Below are 3,816 nucleotides of genomic sequence, written 5' to 3'. Positions count from 1 at the left end.
CTTTCACTGGTATCCAAGCTGGCGCCGCACCGTTTTACCTCCCTGCTCATGGGCGTGTTCTTTTTATCCAATGCCTCCGGTTATGCGCTGGCCGGCACTTTGGGCACCCTGTTACCACCTACCGGCGAAAAATTTGAGATAGCTGCCAGGAACAATATTGACCTGCAGGGCATCCTGAACGGCACTGTTGCCGTTACCAGCCAGTTGAAAGAACAGCTTTTAACCTTGAAGCTGCCATCAGCTTACCCGCAATTTGCCGGTTTTACCATTCATAACCTGTACGAGTTCTTCATGCTCTTTGCCATACTGCCCGGGGTAGCGGCCATTCTGCTATTCCTGCTCTCCGGCCTGTTAAAGAAATGGATGAATGGAGTGAGGTGATGTGCAAATGTGCAGATATGCAGATGTGCAGATGATAAAGCCGCACATGTTATATCCGCACAATTCATTTGCACACCTGCACATTCGCATATTTGCACATTATTAAACATACACCATCAATAAATCATGGCAGATACTAACTTTAAACCCTTTGTTGCTCCTGACATAAAGATGAAGGAGCTCACCGTCAAGTCCATTGTACTGGGCTGTATTTTTGGTATTATTTTCGGCGCCGCTACGGTGTACCTTGCGCTCAAAGCAGGTTTGACCGTTACGGCATCCATCCCCATCGCGGTAATTGCCATTACCCTGGGCCGGAAATTTTTTAAGACCACCATCCTGGAAAATAACATTATTCAAACCACGGGGTCTGCCGGTGAAACCATTGCAGGCGGCGTGGCTTTTACCCTGCCGGGATTCCTGTTCCTGTCGCTCCCCAGCAGCGCCAATTACTTTGATTACATCACCATTTTCATCCTGGCCATTTTTGGGGGCATCCTGGGTACGCTCATGATGATCCCCTTACGGCGCTCCCTTATTGTAAAAGAGCATGGCACCCTGCCCTACCCGGAAGGTACGGCCTGTGGCGATGTGCTGATAGCCGGTGAGAAAGGTGGAGAATTTGCTAAAACAGCATTTTACGGATTAGGCTTTGCTTTCGTGTATGCCATTCTGCAAAAGATCCTGCACGTTATTGCGGAAACGCCTTTTTATATGACCAAACAGGTGAACCGGTTCTTACCTTCTGCCCGTGTAAGTGCGGATATAACACCGGAATACCTGGGTATAGGTTACATCATAGGCCCGCGCATTGGCGGCGTACTGGTAGGCGGCGGCGTACTGGCCTGGCTGGCCATTATTCCCTTACTGGCTACCCTGGTACCGGCAGATGCTATTGCTACCCAGCTGGTGAAGCTGGGCTACCTGGCCAGCCTTACCACACCGGGCGGACAAGGAGGCTGGGACCCTGCCACCCATACTTTTGCCAACTACTCCTCTGCTATTTATTATGCCTATGTACGGCAAATAGCTGCAGGTACCGTGGCAGCCGGCGGTTTCATTACGCTTATCAAAACCATTCCTACTATTGTTTCATCTTTTAAAGGCAGCATCAGCTCTCTTAGCCGCGACGGTGTGGAAGCAAACACAAAGGATGTACCGCGTACGGAAAGGGATCTTAATATTAAAATAGTGGCCATTGGCAGCATACTGCTGGTATTATTAATGGCTTTTCTGCCGCAGCTGCCGGGTAATTCCGTTGGCCAGAAATTGCTGATAGGCTTACTGGTGGTGATCTTTGGCGCGTTCTTCGTAACAGTGTCCAGCCGCATTGTGGGTTTGATCGGTACTTCCAACAACCCTATTTCCGGTATGACCATTGCCACACTTATGGCCACCTGCCTGGTGTTTATTGCCATTGGCTGGAGCGGTAAGGCGTATGAGCCTATGGCGCTGGTGGTAGGCGGTATGATCTGTATTGCGGCAGCTAATGCCGGCGGTACTTCGCAGGATCTGAAATCCGGCTACATTGTAGGCGCTACGCCTAAATACCAGCAGATAGCATTGTTTATCGGCGCTATTGTTTCCTCTATCATTATCGGTTTAACAATAAAATTCCTGGACAAGCCTACAACCGATATGATCGCTAAAGGTATGGCGCCTGATGCACATGCGATTGGCAGCCTTTACTTCCCCGCGCCGCAAAGTACGCTCATGGCTACACTGATCAAAGGTATCCAGTCGTCCAGCCTGGATTGGCAGTATGTAGTGGTAGGCGTATTCCTGGCTATTACCATGGAATTGTGCGGTATTAAATCACTGTCTTTTGCAATTGGTGCATACCTGCCCCTGTCTACTACCCTGCCTATTTTCCTGGGTAGCGCTATCCGTGGTGTGGTAGACCATCAGAAGAAAAAGAAGAACATCCAGGTATCTGCGGAAGAAGAGGAATTGGGTAAAGGCAACCTGTTTGCTACCGGCCTGGTTGCAGGTGGCGCTGTAGCGGGTGTATTGATCGCAGTGTTATCTGGTATGAATGCTACCGGCCCCTTAATGGCCAGCCTGAACCTGGAAGAAGGTATGACCCATGCTTTGGGCCAGGGCGGTTACTATGTGCTGGCAGTTGCGTTCTTTGCCCTGATGGGATGGATCCTTTACCGCATTGCCAATCAGCAGCAGAAAGTAGAGCTATAGATTTTCCCTACACGCGTATATATTCAACATAAAGCGGCTGTGTCAGCGATGACGCAGCCGCTTTTTTTATTGTGCTTTTATCTTTTTAATCCGCGGCTTGCGGCGCTGCTGTTTTCCAGCTATACACTCTTTTAACACCCTGCGTTTTTTCCAGCTTGTTCACACACACGGCGCTGATCCTGGTTTCATTCAGGTTCACTGCTTCCAGGTGTTTTAAGGCAGCTAAATGATCGCTGATACCATCTGCAATGGGGTTCTTCTCCAGACGCAATTTTTCCAGGTTGGTAAGCTGGCCCAGGAAAGCCAGGTCTGTATCGGAAAAGTTGTTATCAGAAAGGTTCAGCCAAATAATGTTCTTTCCCACTTTTGCCAGGTCATCTTTTATATCAGCAATGTTTTTGCCGGAGCCTGCGGGCAGGGTTACATCCAGCATGGCGGGGTGCTGTAACATAACGCGCACCATCAGTCCCTTACGGCGCAGGTTCTCTACCAGTCCGGGATCCACCGCAACAGGTATATCAGGATTAATATGCTGTTCAATGCCGGCTGCATTTTCTTCCTCCGGTGCAGCGGCGCCATCTAAGCCTAACCAGGCTGCTATCTTCGGTTTTATGGCAGCATTATCTTTTAACGCCGCTATTTGCGCACCTTCTGCGGCCATTGCTTTTTCTATCCACCAGTGAATGATCTCCACCTCTTTTTTTGCCAGCGGCGGCTTACCATCTGCCGGCATAAATTTTTCATGGGCGGGATCCATGGTAATACGTTTGTATAATTCACTTTCATCCGGTTTACCGGCTACTATTGCAGGGCCGTTCTTACCGCCTTTCAGCAGGCTTTTTAAATTCTGTACGGAGAGGTTGCCCTTTAACTTACCGGGCTGGTGGCATTGCCCGCATTTCTTTATCAGCATGGGCTGCACCACATCTTCATAGATCATTGCCTGCTCCACGCTGGTTGGCTTTGGCCGTTCCCGGTAGGTTAATACTGCCATGGTCAGGTAATCGCTGCCATGTGTAAGGTTACCGCCCTGGTGACCTGCATATCCCATTAAACCAAACAAGCCTGCCAGCAAGGTTGAAAAAAGTGTAGGCGTTACCGTGTATAGGGCTTTGAAACGTTGGGTTGTGAGTAAGAACAGCAGGCCTGCAATCACCGCCAGGCCAATGCCTGCCAGCTTATGATGGCTTAAAGTAGTACGGTCATAATCCCCGCTTAAAGAAAGCATATAACCAAACACAC

2 protein-coding genes and 1 pseudogene are annotated in these 3,816 nt (G+C 49.5%); 2 read left to right on the top strand and 1 reads right to left on the bottom strand.

The features are described 5' to 3' along the window. Both VIM87_RS16235 and VIM87_RS16230 read left to right on the top strand, forming a co-directional pair. A pseudogene (locus VIM87_RS16235) lies at positions 1 to 381 on the top strand (hypothetical protein); the annotation flags it as partial. Between the two features lie 126 nt (positions 382 to 507). After that, entirely contained in the window at positions 508 to 2,574 is a 2,067-nt protein-coding gene (locus VIM87_RS16230; RefSeq protein ID WP_331998008.1) for an OPT family oligopeptide transporter, read from the top strand. Positions 2,575 to 2,659: 85 nt separating this feature from the next. Here the strand turns inward: VIM87_RS16230 and VIM87_RS16225 are convergent. Then, positions 2,660 to 3,816 (bottom strand): c-type cytochrome domain-containing protein (locus tag VIM87_RS16225; protein WP_331998007.1); only part of this gene is annotated, 1,157 nt, incomplete at its 5' end.

Source organism: Chitinophaga sp. (genome assembly GCF_036569125.1).
GTDB lineage: Bacteria > Bacteroidota > Bacteroidia > Chitinophagales > Chitinophagaceae > Chitinophaga.
Note: the sequence above shows the minus strand (reverse complement) of the source record. Positions and strands in the feature narration are given on the sequence as shown.